Origin of the sequence: Microbispora sp. NPDC088329 (assembly GCF_040685655.1) — a bacterium.
GTDB lineage: Bacteria > Actinomycetota > Actinomycetes > Streptosporangiales > Streptosporangiaceae > Microbispora.
In genome coordinates, this window is record NZ_JBFBIP010000024.1 from 61,929 (window position 1) to 79,464 (window position 17,536).

Sequence of the window (17,536 nt, forward strand, 5' to 3'; positions counted from 1 at the left end):
GTGCGGACAGGCCGCTGCCGAGCGGGCGCACGTGCCCGCGCTGGGTGCGGAAAACACCGCTCTGCTCGTGATCCTCGCGCACGACTCCACCCGCTCACTTGCCCCGTACGACCACGGCGAGACCGTTATGGGCGGCGACGACGGCGATGTCCCCCGACAGGTCGGTGCGGTAGGGCCGCATGCCGAGCCAGCGCAGGCGCCGCAGCGTCAGTGGGGCGGGATGCCCGTAGTCGTTGACCGCGCCGACGCTGATGAGGGCGGCCCGCGCGCCCGTGGCGGCGAGGAAGGCCGGCGCCTGCCGGGACGACCCGTGATGGGGCACTTTCAGCACGTCGACCCGTGGCAGGCCGCACCGCACCAGGGCCTCCTGCGCCTCCGTCTCCAGGTCCCCGGCGAGCAGGGCCGCCCCCAGAATCGGTCCCGACGCTGGTAGTGCGCCGGGCCCGGCAGGCGCTCCGGGCGCTCCGGACACCCGAGGCACTGCGGGCACTGCCGCTGCGCCCCGCGCTGCGGCTGCGCCCTGCACTGGGGCTACGCCGTGCGCTACGGGCGGCGGGTCGCGTGGTGCCGTGGGCGGCCCGGACCAGCGGACCAGCAGCACGACGCTGGCGTTGTTGGCCGTCGCCCCCTCGCCGGTGCCCTGCGGCGCCACACCGGGCTCGGGGGCGACCACGGTGATCTCGCTCGGCCCGAATCGCCACCGCATCCCGGGAACCGCCTGCCATTCCGGGATTCGGGCCGTCCTGAGCTGCGCGGAGACGCGACCGGCCTCGCCCTCCGGCACGCGGCCCGGGCTCACGACCACCGCCCCCACCGCGCGGCGGCGCAGCACGCCGGGCAGCCCGCCGACGTGGTCGAGGTGGGGGTGGGTGAGGACCACGAGCGGCACCTGTCGCACTCCGAGAGCGCGCAGGCACCGGTCGGCGGGGCCCGGCTGCGGCCCGGCGTCGACCACCACCGCCCGGCCGGGACCTGCCGCCAGCACCAGGGCGTCCCCCTGGCCGACGTCGCAGACGACCAGCAGCCATCCCGGCGGCGGCCAGGGCGACACCACCGGCATGGCCACGAGGGCGGCTAGCAACGCTCCCGCAGCGAGCGCCGCGACCAGGCGCCTGCGCGCACGGCCCCGCAGGACGAGCCATCCCGCGACGGCCGCCACCGCGAGCACGGCTACTCCCGGCACGCCCCCGAGCCACTCGGCCGAGGCGAACGGAAGGTCCGCCGCCCGCTGGGCCACCGCGATGATCCAGCCCACAGCCCACCCGGCGGGGCGCACCAGCAGCCGGGCCAGGTCCATGCTCACCGGCGCGATCACGGCGGCGCAGAACCCGAGCACCGTCGCGGGCGCCACCGCGGGCTCGGCGAGCAGGTTGGCCGGGATCGCGGCCAGGTCGAGGCGCCCGGACATCAGCACCAGCAGGGGCGTGACGGCCGTCTGCGCCGCGGCGGCCACGGCCAGGGCCTCGGCGAGCAGGCGGGGCACCCGGCGCGCCGTCAGCCGGTCACGCCACCGTGGCGCGAGGACCAGGATGCCGCCGGTCGCGAACACCGACAGCGCGAAGCCCCACTGCCGGGACAGCCCGGGATCGAACACGACCAGTCCCAGCACGGTCGCCGACAGGGCGGCCACGCCGTCGCGGGGGCGGCCGGTGCCAAGTGCCACGGCGGCGACGGTTCCCATGACGAGGGCTCGCAACACGCTCGGCGACGGCCTCGCCACGATCGAGAACGCGATCATCGCGACGACCGCGACCACGGCCCGGAGGGCCAGTGGCAGGCCGGCGAAGCGCCCGAGCACCAGCACGGCGCCCGCCACAATCGCCAGGTTGGTGCCGGAAACGGCGGTGAGGTGGCCGAGCCCCGCCGTCGCCAGGTCGAGCCGGACCTCCTCGTCGAGGCGCGACACGTCGCCGACGACCAGGCCGGGCAACAGACCGCGCTGGTCGTCCGGCAGCACGCCGCTCGCCTCGCGCAGCCCCGCGCGCAGCACTCCGGCCGCACGCTGCACGGCCGAGGGCGCGCCGATCGGCTCGGGCGGCCCCCGGACGAGCATCACGGCCGCGACCGGCTCACCCGGCTCGGCCGGTCCCAGCCGCCCGCGCACCCTGACCCGCTGGCTCGGCAGCAGCGAACGCCACCCGTCGGCGGGACCCAGCAGCACGACGGGCACATCCACGACGTACCGCTCCCGGGCGGTTGTCACCACGAGCATCCGGGCCCGGACGACCGCCGTCTCCCGCCGGGACACCCCGCCCTGGTGCGGCCGGATACGCGGATCGTCGGTGATCTCGGCCTCTGCGGTCACCGTGGCGTCCCGGCGGGCCATTTCCGGCACCGGCCCGGTGGTCACCCCGTGAACCGTGAACGCCGCCACCGAGGCCGTGACGGCCACGGACGCGAGCGCCGCCAGCGCGATCCTGACGGCGGCGCCCGGCGCCCCCGCCGGGCCGGCGAATCGCCCGCCTGCCTCGGCGGCGCCACCCCGGCCGTACTCTCCCACCGGAGCCTGGGTGGGGTCCGCCATGTCGTTGGGGCGCCGCGCCACGGCCCAGGTGACGGTGCCCGCGACAGCCGCGGCCAGTGCCACGGCGGCTCCGGCGACGGCGGGGCAGCCGAGCAGCACGAGTGCCGTGAGCCAGGAGGCCAACGCCGGAGTGGCCAGCGCCGCCGGACCGGGACCCGTCCTGGCGAGCCCCGACTCATCCCTCATCAAGTCATCGTGCCCCGGCTCGTCGCGACCCTCGGGAAGGTCGTGGGGGCGGCCGACGGCGGTCACACGGAGACCTTGTCGCGCATCTCGGCGAACTTCCTTTCTCCGATGCCCGGAACGTTTTTCAGCTGGTCCACGCTCTGGAAACCTCCGTGGGAGGTCCGGTAGTCGACGATCCGTTGCGCGATCACACCGCCGATCCCGGGCAGCGCGTCGAGTTGCTCGGCGGTGGCGGTGTTGAGGTTCACCACTCCGGCTCCCGGGCCTTCCGGCCCCACGCCTGCAGGACCCGGAGCAGGGCCCGCGCCGGGCGGCGCCGGGCTTCCGGCGACGATCTGTTCACCGTCCACCACGCGCCGGGCCAGGTTGACTCCGCCCGGTTTCGCGCCCTTCCGAAGGCCGCCCGCGGCCTCGATCGCGTCGGCGACCCGTGAGCCCGGCGCGAGAACGAACACCCCCGGGTCGCGGACCTTGCCCGTCACGTACACCACGACCTGAGCCGATGCGCCGGATGGGGCCGCGATGCCCGCGGCGCCCGGGACGTAGGCTCTGGCGCCCGGTCCGGCGCCGCCTTCAGGTGCCGGCGTCGCAGGCGAGGCCGCACTCTGCACCATTCCGGGGACGGAGGCAGGGCCAAGGTCGCGAACGGCGGTGGCCGGGAGCGGCGGGGCGATCGGCTCGGCCACCGGCCTCGACCGCCACACGAGGATCCCGGTGACGACCGCCGCGAGCAACCCGGCGGCCACCAGCACCCGTAGCCCCGGCATGCCCGGATCGAGCCGTGGCAGGGCGCGGCCGAAAGCCGCCCGTCCGAGCGTTCGCAGGTCACGCGTGGCGACCTCGGGCCCGTCCGCACATCCTTCCCACCGATGCGCGACCTCCTCGGACAGGCCGGAAAGGTCCTCACGGCAAGGGCCGTCCTCAGCCTCCTCGGCCTCCTCAGGCGGACGGGTCTCCGTACGAACGGGGTCAGGAGCGCCGAAGGACGGCGGCGGCCCTGGCGGGGACGGCACCGACCGCAGGCGGGCGGACGGGGGAACCGGATCGAGCGGACGCAACAGCCCGCGCAGGCGGGACTCGCCGGCGGCGACGCCGCGCGCGGCCCCGCGAGACTCCTTGCTTCGCACGCCAAGGACGGTAGGCACACGCCATGACCCCGCCCGGTCCCGAGCGGAATTCTGTGGACAACCGCCAACCGTCGCGGCGGAATCACCGCCGGTGCGAGGGAATGTGTCGACGGCGGCGAACGCACCGCGGCGTCGACCGGCTCAGTCCACTGCGGCGGGGGCGACGGTGACGCCGAGCATCCCGGGGCCGACGTGCGCGCCGAGGACGGGGCCGATCTCGGCCACCCACATCCGTACGAGCCTGGGCAGCCGTGCGGTCAGTCCCTTGGTGAGCGCCTCTGCCCGTTCGGCCGCCATGAGGTGCTGCACGGCCACGTCGACCGGCCGGTCCCCGGCCGCCTCCACAGCCAGATCCTCCAGGCGGGACAGAGCACGGCTCGCGGTGCGGACCTTCTCCAGCACGCCGATCTCGCCGTCGGCCATACGCAACAGCGGTTTGATCGACAGCGCCGACCCCAGGAGGTTGGTCACCCGGCCGATCCGCCCGCCGTGCCGCAGATAGTCGAGCGTCTCCACGTAGAAGAACGTGCTCGTGGCAGCGGCCCGCCGCCGGGCCACGGCGGCCACCTCGGCGGCGGGGGCTCCCGCGACGGCCGCCCGCGCGGCGGCCAGCACCGCGAAGCCGAGCCCCATCGCGATCGACCCGCTGTCGACGACCTCCACCGGCACGGGGGCGTCACGCGCGGCGAGACGAGCGGAGTCGGCGGTGCCCGACAGCGCGCCGGACAGGTGGATGGAGACGACCTCGGAAAAGCCGTTCGCGGCGGCCCGCCGGTAGACGTCCGCGAAACGCTCAGGGGGCGGGCGCGAGGTGACGATCGGCGAGCGGTCCTTGAGAGCGTGTGCGAGCAGGTTCGCGTCGAAGGGGGTCACGTCGTCGACTTCGCCATCCCCCAGGACCACCTGAACCGGTACGACGGTGACGTCCCACCTACCGGTCGCCTCGGCGCCGAGGTACGCCGTGGAATCAGTGACGACAGCGACAGACGGTGACATATCGCGAGATTACCCAGGGCTGATCGCCTGGCAACCTGGTCGTGAACTCAGATGACGCGGCGCCGGTGGAGACGCCGGCGCACGCCGAGGGCGGCCGCGGCCGGCCTCCGGGGGTCTCGGCGCGAGGGCCCCGGCCGGGCGGGGGCGTCACTGAACGGGGACTCCACCCCGCCACACGCGACGCGGCTTGAGGCCGAACGACCAGGCGAACGCGCCCTCGTGGTCGGCGTCCCACTGCACGATGTCGGCGAGGCGGCCGGGCGCGAGGATGCCGCGGTCGGGGGCACCGAGGACCTGGGCGCCGCCCAGTGTGGCGGCCCGCAGGGCGTCTCCGACGCTCATCCCGAACGCCGCCACCGCGAGGCTGATGACCAGGGACATCGAGGTGATGCCGCAGTGGCCGGGGTTGTGGTCGCTGCCGAGCGCCACCGGGACGCCCTGGGCCAGCATCCGCCGCACCGGCGGGAGGTGGCCCACCTGCAAGGCCGCGCCCGGGCAGACGACGGCGGGCACGCCGTACCTCGCCATCAGGGCGACGTCCTCGTCGGAGGCGTGGTGGAGCAGGTCGGCGGAGGCGCAGCCCATCTCGGCCGCGAGCTGGACGGCGCCGCGCCGGTTGTACGCGCCCGCGTGGATGCGGGGCAGCAGCCCGACGTTGCGGCCGGAAGCCAGCACCCAGCGGGCCTCCTCCGCGGTGAAATGACCATCGTCGCAGTAGACGTCCACGCTGTCGGCCCCGGCGCCGGCGGCGTCCGCGCACCAGGAGGCCACGGCCTCGACGTAGTCGCGCTGGCGGCCGAAGTATTCCGGCGGCACCACGTGAGCGGCCAGGAACGTGACGTGTACCCGCGGCATCATCGGCTCTTTCTCGAGCTCGCGCAGCAGCCGCACGTCGGCCAGCTCGCCGTCGCGGGTCAGGTGGTAGCCGGTCTTGGCCTCGACGGTCGTGGTGCCGTTGAGCAGCCACTCGCGCAGCCGTTCGCGGACCCCGTTGCACAGTGTCCAGGGGTCGGTGCCGCGCGTCACGGTGACGGTCGACCCGATGCCGCCGCCCGCCGCCGCGATGGCCGAGGCGCTGGAGCCTCCGGATCGCATCGCCATCTCGGCGTACCTGTTGCCGGCGTACACGGGATGGGTGTGCGCGTCGATGAGGCCGGGTGTGACGAGAGCGCCGCCGAGGTTCTCCACGTGGTCGACGTCGACGATGTCGTCCACCACTCCGGGAACGCTCTGCGGGAGGTCCGCGGCGCGGCCGACCCATGCGATCCGGTCGTTGTGCACCAGAATCGCGGCGTTGCTGCAGACGTCGTGCCCGGTCCACAGCCGGCCGATGTTGGTGAGAAGGCGAACGGTCATCCGACCACCTGCCGAACACCCCTGGACGACGAACGGCCCCCGCCTGCGGGCGCCTGGCCCGCCGGGTCCGCTGCGTGTCCGGACGTCATGGGGGGTCTCCTGCCTCATCGCGCACCGATGTTGTGCGATGACCCTACCGCCGGGATCTCGAACCCGGACGATTTAGTTCAGTTACGGTATTTCACCGGTGGGCCGGATGTACAGAGTTGGCGACAGAAACGCACGTCGATCTCATGCGCATCGAACGCATCAGTCGTCTCACACGCTGCGGAGAGATCAGGATCGCCGACGCCGATCCCATGTCCGCGAACGCCTTGGAAAGGGTGACCACACTGCCTGGAGTCATGTTGTTACCCACGCCATAAGGTCCCATTAGGCTTTCCTTATCGTAGCAAGGGCAACCGTTGGCGGGCCACCGACACGCGGAAGGTGACCCGCCGATAAATGGCGTCAGACGGTCTCGACGGGCTTGGCCACCCGGTCCAGCTCCGCGTACAGGTCGGCGAAGACCCGGGCGTGCAGGACGGTGCCGTCGCCGGTGTGCTCCAGCGACAGGACCTCGCCCTCGTCGTGCGCCCGCGCGATCAGGTCGCCCCTGTTGTACGGCACCAGCAGCCTGACCTCGTGGTCGAGGCGGGGCAGCTCGCGCTCGATCATCGACATCAGCTCGGCGATCCCGGTCCCGGTGCGGGCGGAGACGACCATGCTGTGCCGCTCCTTCATCGTCAGCCGGGTCAGCACGACCGGGTCGGCGGCGTCGGCCTTGTTGACGACCACGATCTCCGGGATGTCCCGCGCGCCCTCGATCTCGGCCAGGACCTCGCGGACCGCCGCGATCTGCGACTCGGGATCGGGATGCGACCCGTCCACCACATGGAGGATCAGATCGGCGTCGGCCACCTCCTCCAGCGTCGAGCGGAACGCCTCGACGAGCTGGTGGGGCAGGTGCCGTACGAAGCCGACCGTGTCGGCCAGTGTGAACAGGCGGCCCTCGGGGGTACGCGCCTTGCGCACGGTGGGGTCGAGGGTCGCGAACAGCGCGTCCTCGACCAGCACGCCCGCGCCGGTCAGCCGGTTGAGCAGCGACGACTTGCCGGCGTTGGTGTATCCGGCGATCGCCACGGCCGGCACCTCGCGGGCCTGTCTGCGGTGCCGCATGGTCTGCCGGGCGGTCGACATCTCCTTGATCTGCCGCCGCAGCTTGGCCATGCGCTCGCGGATCCGCCGCCGATCCAGCTCGATCTTGGTCTCACCGGGGCCGCGGCCGCCGATGCCGACGCCGCCCGCGGCGCGGCCGCCGACCTGCCTCGACAGGTTGCCACCCCAGCCTCGCAGGCGCGGCAGCAGATACTGCAGCTGTGCCAGCTCGACCTGCGCCTTGCCCTCACGGCTCTTGGCGTGTTGCGCGAAGATGTCGAGGATCAGCGCGGTCCGGTCGATGACCTTGACCTTCACGACCTCTTCGAGCTGACGGAGCTGGCCGGGGGTCAGCTCGCCGTCGCAGATCACGGTGTCGGCGCCGCTGGCGGCGACGATGTCGCGCAGCTCGATGGCCTTGCCCGATCCGATGTAGGTGGCGGGGTCGGGCCGGTCCCGACGCTGGATCAGACCCTCCAGCACCTGGGAACCGGCGGTCTCCGCCAGGAGCTTCAGCTCCTGCAGCGAGTTCTCCGCGTCCAGGATGGTGCCACCCGCCCAGACGCCTACCAGGACCACGCGCTCCAGACGGAGCTGGCGGTACTCGACTTCGGTGATGTCTTCGAGCTCTGTCGACAGACCCGCTACGCGGCGGAGCGCCTGGCGCTCTTCCAGTTCGTAATCGCCCACGGCGAAGTCTTCGGGCTCGTTTCGCATATATGTCATCTCTACTAGACAGAACAGCCGGACGCGCCGATGCCTTCCCGGCCCCGCAGCGCCCTTCGTCGATGGTGACACGACCGCCGGGACGTACGCACTCCCTTATGCGCCCGGTCCTGGTGAGCCCGGTTCCGATGAGCCCGGTTCGGGGCCGAAAGTCGCGCGGCACGGCGGCCCGGTCCGCACAGGCCTGCGGGTGCCGGCGGACGGTCCCGGGAGGTGCCCGCCCCGGTCGAGCGAACCGGCCCGTTCCGGTTCCGGAACGACCATGGCCGGCACCGCCCGCCGCCCGGTCGTGCCGATATCCACGGCGTGCCGGGCCGACGATCTTTTACGGGCCGCACGGGCGGGATTCCATGATTCCTCTGGACGCGAAGATTTCGATCTGTAGCGTATTGCCCGACTTGTGGGTCGCCGGAGCAGCACACTTCCAGTCGATTTTCATCCGGCTGCAACCAGCCCCCACCAGGATGCCGGGCCGATCAGAGAACGTGAATCAGGAGGAAAAACGTGTCGAATTTTGAAGCCGATCTGCGGCGGGCGGTGCGCGGACGGGTGCTCGTGCCCGGCGACGACGACTTCGAGGCGGCCCGGCTGCCCTGGAACCGGGCCGTGGACCAGCAGGTGCGGGCCGTCGTGGAGATCGAGGACGCCGCGGACGCCGCCGCCGTGGTCCGGTACGCGAAGCAGGCCGGTCACGCCGTGGCCGCGCAGCCGAGCGGGCACGGCGCCACGACCCGGCTCGACGGGACGATCCTGGTGCGCACCGGACGGCTGCGCGGTGTGGAGATCCAGCCGGAGCAGCGGACCGCCCGGGTCGAGGCCGGCGTGCAGTGGGGCGAGTTGCTGAGCGCGACCGGCAAGCACGGGCTGACCGGCCTGCCCGGCAGTTCCCCCGTCGTCAGCGTGACCGGCTACACGCTCGGCGGCGGGCTCGGCTGGTTCGCCCGCAGGCATGGCTGGGCGTCCGGCGCCGTACGGGCCTTCGAGGTGGTCGACGCGGACGGCGAGGCCTTACGCGTGACGGCGGACTCCGACCCCGACCTGTTCTGGGCCCTGCGCGGCGGCGGCGGCGACTTCGCGCTGGTGACGGCGATGGAGCTGGACCTGCACCCGGCACCCCTGCTGTACGGCGGGCGCATGCTGTGGCCGGCCGAGCGTGCGCCCGAGGTGCTCGCCGCGTACCGCGAGGTGACCTCGACTGCGCCCGCCGAGCTGACCGCCTGGTTCACGATGGTGAAGTTCCCCCCGTTGCCCCAGGTCCCCGAGCCGCTGCGCGGCCTCTCCGGGGTCGCGGTGGACTCGACGTTCCTCGGCGGTGAGGAGGAGGGGCGCGACCTGCTGCGGCGGTTCGAGGACATTCCCGGCATGATGCTCGACACCCGCGCCGTGATGCCGCTCGACGCCCTGGGCGGCATCTGCGCCGAGCCGACGCAGCCGGTGCCCGGCGCGGGCCGCGGCGAACTACTGACCGGGCTCGGCGACGCCGTGGGCGCCGATCTGCTCGCGGCCGCGGGCGACATCGCCCCCCTGGCCTCGGTGCAGGTGCGCCACCTGGGCGGCGCGGTGAGCCGGCCCGCCGACGGCGGCGGAGCGGCCGGGCCCATCGCCGAGCCGTACCTGCTGGGCATGATCGGGCCGATCATGTCGCCGGAGAGTGGTCAGGCGGTCGCCGCGCGGCTGGCGGACATCGCCCGGGCGATGGCGCCGCACACGACCGGCCGCAAGCCGCTGACCTATCTGGGCGGTGGCGAGACGGCCGTCTCCGCGTTCGACCCGGACACCCTGGCCCGGCTGCAGGAGATCAAGCGTCGCCGCGACCCCGCCGGCGTCTTCCGCTCCAACCAGTCCGTGCTCGCGTGACGCGATCCGCGGCCCGAAGGCCGCTCCCGCCCCTGAGGCCGGAGCGCCGCGGACGGCCGCGGTAGCGCCGCGTCAGAGCTTGTGCACCTCGGCGTCGCCCGATCCGGTCCTGATCGTGATCGTGTGCGGCGCCGAGTCGTCGTCCGGCACCTCGATCCTGCGGTCGCCGCTCCCCGTCGACGCGTTCACGTTGTAGGTGCCGTCCGGCACCCAGAGCCGGCCGTCGCCCGACCCGGTCACGGCCTGCACCTGGTCGGGTACGGCGGTGAACCGCAGCGTGATGTCCCCCGACCCCGTGCGGGTGTTGACCTGCTTGGCGGCGAGCCCCCGCGCGTCGACGTCGCCCGAGCCGGTGGAGGCGTTCACCTGGCCGGTGACGTCGCGCAGGGTGAGGTCTCCCGACGCGGTGTCGATCTTCATGGTGAGACCGCGCGGCACCTCCACCTCGTAGTCCACCGAGCAGTTGTCGCACTTGTAGGCCAGTGTGAGCGTGTCCCCGTCGACGGAATGGCCGTCCTTGGGCTTGTCTCCGCGCCAGTGCAGGGTCTCGGTGACGTGGACGCCGGACCTGTCGCTCTCGTTCACCACGATGTCGCCCGACCCGGTGCGGGTGTCCAGGACGGTCACCTTGTCCGTCACGTCGTAGGACTCCACGGCCTGCTGCCCGCCGAAGCCGATCCGCACATCGCATGCCGTGACGACGAGGCTCATTCCCAGGACGGCCCCCGCGACGGCCATCGTCTTGTTTCTCATGTCCTCGATCTTCGGGGATGCGTACGCCGTCTCCCATCGGGGAATCCCCGGACCGTCCCCTGAGGAACCCCCGGCGTTGACCCCCTGCCGTCGCCTGAAGTAGCGTCAATTCCACCATTCAGAACCAGTTTTCCGGAAGGTGGAAAAGATGGAAAACGTCGAGATCAAAGGCCCCATGCTGGACCGGTTCGACGAGATCCTCACTCCCGAGGCCCTCGGCTTCGTGGCCACCTTGCACCGCGAGTTCGACCCCAGGCGCAGGGATCTGCTCGGCGCCCGGCAGGCGCGGCAGGAGGAGCTGTCCGCCGGCGGCATGCTCGACTTCCTTCCCGGGACCGCCCGCGTCCGGGAGTCCGAGTGGCGGGTCGCCCCGCCGGCGCCGGGGCTGGAGGACCGCCGGGTCGAGATCACCGGTCCTGTCGACCGCAAGATGACGATCAACGCGCTCAACTCGGGCGCCAAGGTGTGGCTGGCCGACTTCGAGGACGCCAACTCCCCGACATGGGAGAACACGGTCAACGGGCAGCTCAACCTGCGCGACGCCCTCGACCGCGCGATCGACTTCTCCTCCGGCGGCAAGACGTACGCGCTGCGGCCGGACGAGGAGCTGGCCACGATCGTCGTCCGCCCGCGCGGCTGGCACCTGCCGGAGAAGCACATCGTGGTGGACGGCTCGCCCGCGTCCGCCTCGCTGGTCGACTTCGGGCTCTACTTCTTCCACTGCGCCACCCGGCAGATCGGCAAGGGCCGCGGCCCGTACTTCTACCTACCGAAGATGGAGTCGCACCTGGAGGCGCGGCTCTGGAACGACGTGTTCGTCCGGGCCCAGGAGCTGCTCGGCATCCCCCGGGGGACGATCCGGGCGACCGTGCTCATCGAAACCTACCCGGCGGCGTTCGAGATGGAGGAGATCCTCTACGAGCTGCGGGAACACTCCGCGGGCCTCAACGCGGGCCGCTGGGACTACCTGTTCAGCGTCATCAAGAAGTTCCGCACCCGGGGCCGGGAGTTCCTGCTGCCCGAGCGCAACGCGGTGACGATGACCGCGCCGTTCATGCGCGCCTACACCGAGTTGCTGGTGCGCACCTGCCACAAGCGCGGCGCGCACGCCATCGGCGGCATGGCGGCTTTCATCCCCTCGCGCCGCGATCCCGAGGTCAACAAGGTCGCGCTGGAGAAGGTGCGGGCCGACAAGACCCGCGAGTCGGGTGACGGCTTCGACGGCTCCTGGGTGGCCCACCCCGACCTCGTGCCGATCTGCCGCGAGGTGTTCGACGGCGTGCTCGGCGACCGGCCCAACCAGCTCGACCGGCTACGCGAGGACGTCCACGTCACGGCCGAGGATCTGCTGGCGGTGTCCAGAACCCCCGGTGAGATCACCGAGGCCGGGCTGCGCAACAACGTGGACGTCGGCCTGCGCTACCTGGCGGCCTGGATGGGCGGCAACGGCGCCGCGGCGATCCACAACCTGATGGAGGACGCGGCGACGGCCGAGATCTCCCGCTCGCAGGTCTGGCAGTGGATCCACAACGACATCACGCTGGCCGACAGCGGCGCGGTGGTGACACGGGAGCTCGCCGAGCGGATCATCGAGGAGGAGCTGGCCCGGATCGCCACCGAGCCGGGTTACGACGAGCGGCTCTACGCACAGGCCACGGCGCTGTTCAAGGAGGTCGCCCTTGACGACGACTTCGCGGAGTTTCTCACGCTGCCCGCGTACGCGCGGATGCCGTGACGATGTGGAGGGAAGCCGATGCCCGGGCTCGAACGGCTGACGGCGGGGCTGGCCGCCGTGCTCCCGGCCGACGCCGTCGTCACCGACCCCGTACGGCTGCGCACCTACGAGTGCGACGGGCTGACCAACCACCGGGCGACCCCCGGGGTGGTCGTGCTGCCCGAAAACGCCGAGCAGGTCGCCGCGGTGGTGCGGCTGTGCGGCGAGCACGGCGTGCCCTTCGTCGCCCGGGGGTCGGGCACCGGCCTGTCCGGCGGCGCCCTCCCCCGCACGGACGGCGTGCTGATCGTCACCTCCCGCATGCGGCGGATCCTTGAGATCGACATCCCGAACCGCCGGGCCGTGGTGGAGCCCGGGGTGACGAACCTGGCCATCACCGAGGCGGTCCGCGACCAGGGCTACTACTACGCCCCCGACCCCTCCAGCCAGCAGGTCTGCTCCATCGGCGGCAACGTGGCGGAGAACTCGGGCGGCGCGCACTGCCTCAAGTACGGCTTCACGGTCAACCACGTGCTCGCCGCCGAGGTCGTCACGCCCGACGGGGAGATCGTGGAGCTGTCCGCCGACGACCCCGGCTACGACCTGCTCGGCGCGTTCATCGGCTCCGAGGGCACGCTCGGCATCGCCACCACGATCACCGTACGGCTGTCGCGGGCGCCCGAGACGGTCACGACCCTGCTCGCCGCCTTCACCGGCATCGAGGCCGGCGGGCACGCGGTGTCGGCGATCATCGCGGCGGGCGTCGTGCCCGCCGCGATCGAGATGATGGACGCGCTGGCGATCGAGGCGGCCGAGGCCGCCGTCCACTGCCGCTACCCCGCCGGGGCGGGAGCCGTACTGGTGGTGGAGCTGGACGGCCCGCGTGCCGAGGTGGAGCACCAGTTCGCCGCCGTGGAGCGCATCTGCCGCGACAGCGGCGCCTTCGAGATCCGGGTGGCCGCCTCCGCCGAGGAGCGGGCGGCCATCTGGAAGGGCCGCAAGTCGGCGTTCGCCGCCGTCGGCCGCATCAGCCCGGCCTACATCGTGCAGGACGGCGTGGTGCCGCGGACCGCGCTGCCGAGCGTGCTCGCGGGGATCGACCGGCTGCAGGAGGAGTACGGCATCCGGGTGGCCAACGTCTTCCACGCCGGCGACGGGAACCTCCATCCCCTCGTGCTGTTCGACGACTCGGTGCCCGGCGAGGCCGAGCGCGCCGAGGCCGTCAGCGGGCGCATCCTCGACCTGTGCGTCGAGCACGGCGGGTCGATCACCGGGGAGCACGGCGTCGGCGTGGACAAGGCCCGCCACATGCCCCGGATGTTCACCGAGGACGACCTCGACACCATGCAACTCGTGCGGTGCGCGTTCGACCCGGAGGGCCTGGCCAACCCCGGCAAGATCTTCCCCACCCCGCGGCTGTGCGGGGAGGCGCCGGGGGTGCGCAGGGGCGCGCACCCGCTGGTGGAGGCCGGCCTGGCGGAGCAGTTCTGATGGACGCCGCCGGGAACGCGCTGGCCGCGACGGGCGTGGAGATCCGCGCGGCGGGCGACGACGACGAGGTCGCGGGCGTGCGGCCGCGCCGGGTGGCGCTGCCCGAGTCGGCCGTGGAGATCGCGGCCGTGATGCGGGTCTGTGCCGCGCACGACCTCGCCGTGGTCGTGACCGGCGGCCGGAGCAAGCTGCACTGGGGCGCCCGGCCCGAGCGCTGCGACGTGCTCGTGGACCTGTCCCGCATGAACCGCGTGCTGGAGCACGCGGCGGGCGACCTGGTCGTACGGGCGCAGGCCGGGGTCACCCTGGAGGCCCTGGCGGACACCCTCGCCGGGGAGAACCAGGAGCTCGCGCTCGACGTGCCCGTGCCCGGCACCACGGTCGGCGGGCTGCTGGCCACCGGGATCGCCGGACCGCGCAGGTTCCGGTGCGGCACCGCCCGCGACCTGCTCATCGGCGTCACGGTCGTGCTCGCCGACGGCACGATCGCCAGGTCGGGCGGGAAGGTCGTCAAGAACGTCGCCGGGTACGACCTCGGCAAGCTGTTCACCGGCTCGTACGGCACGCTCGGGATCATCGCGGACGCGACGTTCCGCCTTCATCCGCTGCCCGCCGCCCGCGCCTGGGTGACGGCGACAGTCGAACGGCCGGTGACCAAAACGAATGGGACCTGGACGACGGAGGACGGCCTGACCTTCGAGACTCTCAGCACGGATCTGGCCGGATCCCTGGCGACGATGGTTCCCGCGGTGACCGAGTCGCCGCTGGAGCCGAGCGCGGTGGAGATCGACTGGCCCGACGTGAAGGGGCCCTGCACGGTGGCGGTCCTGGTCGAGGGCGCCGCCGCGACCGAGCGTGCGAAGGCGCTGTGCGGGCTGATGGGCGAGACGGCGGAGGTGGCCGAGGAGCCGCCGCCGTGGTGGGGACGCCTGCCCGAGCCGCCGGGGCGGGCCGCCGAGCCGCCCGGTGCGAAGCCCACGGCCTCGCGCGATGGAGAAATCCTGCTGGAGGTCGGGAACGCCCCCTCCCGGCTGGCCGAGACTTTCCTCGGCTTCCTGGAGGCGGCCCAGGTCACGGGCTTCCGGGCGGCGCTTCGAGGTTCGCTCGCCGCGCAGGTGCTGCACATCGCCCTGCCGCCGGACACCGATCCGGCGCTGGTCGCCGGGTTCACCTCCCAGCTGCGCGCCAACTTTGAAGAGGAGGCGCGCGTGGTCGTGCTCGCCGCGCCGTGGGAGGCCGCGCGCCGCCTCGACCGGTGGGGGCGCGTCGGCGCGCTGCCGCTGATGCGCCGGGTCAAGGAGCGGTTCGATCCCGACCGCCGGCTGTCCCCCGGACGATTCGTCGGAGGTATCTGAATGGACCCCGAGCTGATCAGGGACTGCGTGCACTGCGGGTTCTGCCTGCCCACCTGCCCGACGTACGTGCTGTGGGGCGAGGAGATGGACTCCCCGCGCGGGCGCGTCCACCTGATGGGGCAGCACGTCGAGGGCACTCCTGTCACCGACGCGATGGCCGGTCACTTCGACGCCTGCCTCGGCTGCATGGCCTGCGTCACCGCGTGCCCCTCCGGCGTGCGGTACGACCGCCTGATCGAGCAGACCCGCGCGGTCGTCGAGCGCGAGCACGTGCGCCGCCCGGACGAGCGCGCGATCCGGGCGCTGGTGTTCGCGTTGTTCCCCTACCGGCGCAGGCTGCGGGCGATGCGGCTGCCCATGCGGCTGAGCAGGCGCCTGCGGCCGTTCCTCGAACAGGTGCACCCCTCCCTCGGTGCGATGGCCGAACTGGCACCCGGCGTCCCCCGGCCCGTACGGCTGCCGCCGCTGGTGCGGGCGAGGCGACGCCGCAGGGCGCGGGTCGGGCTGCTCACCGGCTGTGTGCAGGGCGAGTTCTTCCCACAGGTCAACGCGGCGACGGCCCGGGTGCTCGCGCTGGAGGGCTGCGACGTGGTCATCCCGCCCCGGCAGGGCTGCTGCGGGGCGCTGTCGCTGCACGCGGGCCGCGAGGCCGAGGCGCGCGGGTTCGCCCGCCGCACGATCGCCGTCTTCGAGCGGGCCGGGGTGGACGCCGTGGTGGTGAACGCGGCGGGCTGCGGATCGAGCATGAAGGACTACGCCGAGGTGCTGGCCGGCGAGCCCGGCTGGGCGGCCCGCGCGGAGGCGCTGCGGACCCGCGACCTGGCGGAGTTCCTGACCGAGCTGGGACCTGTCGCCGCGCGTCACCCGCTGCCGGTCGCGGTCGCCTACCACGACGCCTGTCACCTGGCCCACGCCCAGGGCGTGCGCGCCCAGCCGCGCGAGCTGCTGCGCGCGATTCCCGGGCTGGAGCTGCGGGAGGTCGAGGAGTCCGCGATCTGCTGCGGGTCCGCGGGCACCTACAACCTCTTCCAGCCGGAGGCGGCCCGCCAGTTGGGCGACCGCAAGGCCGAGCGGGTGCTCGCCGCCGGCGCCGAGGTGCTGGTGTCGGCCAACCCGGGATGCACGATGCAGATCGCGGCCGCCGTACGCAGGGCCGGCAAGGGGGAGATCAGGGTCGCGCACACGGCCGAGGTCCTCGACGCCTCGCTGCGCGGGCTGGATCCCGGCATGCTGGGACGGTCGCCGCATTGAGGATGACACGGCCGAGGAGGAGAACGCGATGAGCGTGCAGAGCGTCGACCGGGCGCTGGACGTGCTCGAAGCACTGTCCGAGCACGGCGGCCAGGCCGGTCTGTCGGAGATCGCGGCCACGACCGGTCTGCCGTACGGGACGATCCACCGGCTGTTACAGACGCTGCTGGCCCGCGGGTACGTCCGGCAGGAGTCCGACCGTCGCTACGCCCTCGGCGGCGCGCTGGTGCGCATCGGCGGCGTGGCCGAGCGGATGCTCGCGGTCTGGGCCGAGCCCTATCTCGCGAGGCTCGTGGAACTGTCCGGCGAGACCGCCAACCTCGCCGTGCTGGAGGGCGACTACGTCGTCTACGTGGCCCAGGTGCCCTCGCCGCGCAGGCTGCGGATGTTCGCCGAGGTCGGGCGCCGGGTGCTGCCGCACAGCACGGCCGTCGGCAAGGCCCTGCTGGCGGAGCGGGACGACGCGGCGGCGGTGTTCCGGCGCACCGGGCTGCCCCGCCGTACGGACCGGACGATCACCGAGATCGGAGAACTGCTGGAGGAACTCGACCGGGTGCGCGCCCGGGGATACGCGCTCGACCTGGGCGAGGAGGAGAGCGGGGTGCACTGCATGGCCGTGCCGGTCCACGACGGCGGGCGGACCTTCGCGGCGATGTCGGTGTCCGGACCTGCCGAACGCATCGACGCGGTCGACCGCGAGGAGCTCGCCGCGATGCTGCGCAAGGTGGCAGAGGACTTCGGCGCCGCCGTCTTCCGCTCCTGACGGGGTCTCCGATCGGTCAGTATGGGCACATGTGCCGAAGCATCAAAACCCTGCGCGCGCCCTTCACCGACGAGGTGACCGAGGAGGACATCCGGGCGGCGGCCCTGCAGTACGTCCGCAAGATCTCCGGCTTCCGCGCGCCCGCCGCGCACAACGCCGAGGCGTTCGACCGCGCGGTCGAGGAGATCACGCAGGCCAGCGCGGCGCTGCTGGCCTCCCTCCAGGTCCGCGGCTCGGCGGCCCGATAGCACCGGCGTCCACGCGCGGGGCCCACGCGTGAGAGGTCAGAGCACGGGGTCC

Annotated in this window: 13 protein-coding genes; 7 read left to right on the plus strand and 6 right to left on the minus strand. The window is 72.9% G+C overall.

Annotated features, from left to right (window positions below; translation table 11 throughout):
* Positions 1 to 94 precede the first annotated feature (94 nt).
* From AB0O28_RS33005 to hflX, 5 genes are all read right to left on the minus strand, one after another.
* Positions 95 to 2,710, minus strand: a complete 2,616-nt coding sequence (locus AB0O28_RS33005; RefSeq protein ID WP_363646487.1) for a ComEC/Rec2 family competence protein — start codon at positions 2,708 to 2,710, stop codon at positions 95 to 97.
* Between the two features lie 62 nt (positions 2,711 to 2,772).
* Positions 2,773 to 3,837, minus strand: a complete 1,065-nt coding sequence (locus AB0O28_RS33010) for a helix-hairpin-helix domain-containing protein (protein WP_363646488.1) — start codon at positions 3,835 to 3,837, stop codon at positions 2,773 to 2,775.
* A gap of 141 nt (positions 3,838 to 3,978) precedes the next feature.
* The gene (locus AB0O28_RS33015) at positions 3,979 to 4,833 is read right to left on the minus strand and encodes a DegV family protein (protein WP_363646489.1); all 855 of its coding nucleotides are present in this window, start codon (positions 4,831 to 4,833) and stop codon (positions 3,979 to 3,981) included.
* A 147-nt stretch (positions 4,834 to 4,980) separates the two neighbouring features.
* A complete protein-coding gene (hutI, locus tag AB0O28_RS33020; RefSeq protein ID WP_363646490.1) occupies positions 4,981 to 6,189 on the minus strand; it encodes an imidazolonepropionase in 1,209 nt (402 codons plus the stop codon).
* Between the two features lie 450 nt (positions 6,190 to 6,639).
* Positions 6,640 to 8,043 carry a GTPase HflX gene (gene hflX, locus AB0O28_RS33025; protein ID WP_363646491.1) on the minus strand — a complete coding sequence of 468 codons (1,404 nt, stop codon included), beginning with the start codon at positions 8,041 to 8,043 and terminating at the stop codon, positions 6,640 to 6,642.
* Positions 8,044 to 8,556: 513 nt separating this feature from the next.
* On the opposite strand from hflX, the gene AB0O28_RS33030 reads away from it, so the two are divergent.
* Positions 8,557 to 9,909: an FAD-binding oxidoreductase gene (locus tag AB0O28_RS33030; RefSeq protein ID WP_363646492.1), complete on the plus strand. Its 1,353-nt coding sequence runs from the start codon at positions 8,557 to 8,559 to the stop codon at positions 9,907 to 9,909.
* Positions 9,910 to 9,981: 72 nt separating this feature from the next.
* On the opposite strand, the gene AB0O28_RS33035 is transcribed toward AB0O28_RS33030, so the two are convergent.
* Positions 9,982 to 10,662, minus strand: a complete 681-nt coding sequence (locus AB0O28_RS33035; protein WP_363646493.1) for a DUF4097 family beta strand repeat-containing protein — start codon at positions 10,660 to 10,662, stop codon at positions 9,982 to 9,984.
* Between the two features lie 148 nt (positions 10,663 to 10,810).
* Between AB0O28_RS33035 and aceB the strand changes: the two genes are divergently transcribed.
* The 6 genes from aceB to AB0O28_RS33065 are packed head-to-tail and all read left to right on the plus strand — an operon-like array spanning position 10,811 to position 17,484.
* Positions 10,811 to 12,397 carry a malate synthase A gene (aceB, locus tag AB0O28_RS33040; protein WP_363646494.1) on the plus strand — a complete coding sequence of 529 codons (1,587 nt, stop codon included), beginning with the start codon at positions 10,811 to 10,813 and terminating at the stop codon, positions 12,395 to 12,397.
* Positions 12,398 to 12,415: 18 nt separating this feature from the next.
* On the plus strand, positions 12,416 to 13,867 hold the full coding sequence (locus tag AB0O28_RS33045; RefSeq protein WP_363646495.1) for an FAD-linked oxidase C-terminal domain-containing protein: 1,452 nt from the start codon (positions 12,416 to 12,418) through the stop codon (positions 13,865 to 13,867).
* Positions 13,867 to 15,222 carry an FAD-binding oxidoreductase gene (locus tag AB0O28_RS33050; RefSeq protein WP_363646496.1) on the plus strand — a complete coding sequence of 452 codons (1,356 nt, stop codon included), beginning with the start codon at positions 13,867 to 13,869 and terminating at the stop codon, positions 15,220 to 15,222. The genes AB0O28_RS33045 and AB0O28_RS33050 overlap by 1 nt, the downstream gene beginning before the upstream one ends.
* The gene (locus AB0O28_RS33055) at positions 15,223 to 16,473 is read left to right on the plus strand and encodes a heterodisulfide reductase-related iron-sulfur binding cluster (protein ID WP_363646497.1); all 1,251 of its coding nucleotides are present in this window, start codon (positions 15,223 to 15,225) and stop codon (positions 16,471 to 16,473) included.
* Positions 16,474 to 16,501: 28 nt separating this feature from the next.
* Positions 16,502 to 17,236 carry an IclR family transcriptional regulator gene (locus AB0O28_RS33060; RefSeq protein WP_363646498.1) on the plus strand — a complete coding sequence of 245 codons (735 nt, stop codon included), beginning with the start codon at positions 16,502 to 16,504 and terminating at the stop codon, positions 17,234 to 17,236.
* Between the two features lie 29 nt (positions 17,237 to 17,265).
* Positions 17,266 to 17,484 carry a DUF2277 domain-containing protein gene (locus tag AB0O28_RS33065; protein WP_363646499.1) on the plus strand — a complete coding sequence of 73 codons (219 nt, stop codon included), beginning with the start codon at positions 17,266 to 17,268 and terminating at the stop codon, positions 17,482 to 17,484.
* Positions 17,485 to 17,536: the final 52 nt, after the last annotated feature.